General features: G+C 63.6%; 1 protein-coding gene. It reads right to left on the bottom strand.

Annotated features, from left to right (window positions below):
* Positions 1-55: 55 nt before the first annotated feature.
* Positions 56-1,029: MFS transporter (locus CSC65_RS16045; RefSeq protein ID WP_484573193.1), on the bottom strand; the 974-nt coding region annotated here is incomplete at its 5' end.

Below are 1,029 nucleotides of genomic sequence, written 5' to 3'. Positions count from 1 at the left end.
CTGGCCGGCAGGAAGAGCAGGGCCGCGACGGCGGTGGCGAGGGGGAGCTTTCGCATCAGACGGCCTCCGGGCCAGATCGTGATTCTTTCACGCGCAGGACCAATACACCGGCCAGCAGCAGGCTGGCGCCACCGATGGCAAGTGCATAGATCGGTTGACCACCAGCGAACGTCTTCAGCAGGAAGCCGAGAACGCTGGCCGCCACCAGCTGCGGAATGACGATGAAGAAGTTGAAGATGCCCATGTAGACGCCCATCTTGTGCGCCGGCAGGCTGTCGGAGAGCAGGGCGTAAGGGAGCGAGAGAATGGAGGCCCAGGCGAAGCCAACGCCGACCATAGACAGCAGCAGCCACTGGGGGTCGCGGATCAGCATGAGCGAAAGCAGGCCGAGTCCACCCAGCGAGACATTGATGAGATGGCTCATGCGCAGGCCGACTGCGCGCACCATCCACGGAATAAGGATCGCGGCGAGCGCGGCGAAGCCGTTATAGGCCGCGAAAAGCACACCGACCCAGTTGGCACCCTCGTTGTAGGCGGCCGACGAGGTGTCGGTGGTGCCGTAGTGCACGCCGGTCACCGCTGCGGTGGTGTAGATCCACATGGCAAACAGCGCGAACCAGGAGAAGAACTGGACCACCGCGAGCTGTCGCATGGTGTCGGGCATGGTCTGAAGGTCGGTCATGATCGAGGTGAACATGTTGCGCGCACGCCACATGCTTGCCAGAAGTAACGCCAGCCCATAGGCCGCCATGCCGCCCGCCAGTACATAGAGCAGACGATCCAGTTGCCACCACGTCACGGCCGCGATCGCGGCCACGCCGGTGATCAACCAGCCCACGGATGCTTTGCGGGAACGATCGCGGTCGAACTCGGTTTCGATCGCCGCACCGGAAGGCGAGGCATCGTCGAACGACGCCAACTGCTCCGGCGGGTATTCCCGTGTCCTGACAACCGTCCAAAGGACCGCAAGCAGGAGCACGGCGCCGCCGAAATAGAATGCGTAGGTCACCGTATCGGGGACGTGTCCGG

The organism is Pseudoxanthomonas daejeonensis (assembly GCF_010093205.1).
Classification (GTDB): Bacteria; Pseudomonadota; Gammaproteobacteria; order Xanthomonadales; family Xanthomonadaceae; genus Pseudoxanthomonas; species Pseudoxanthomonas daejeonensis.
Note: the sequence above shows the minus strand (reverse complement) of the source record. Positions and strands in the feature narration are given on the sequence as shown.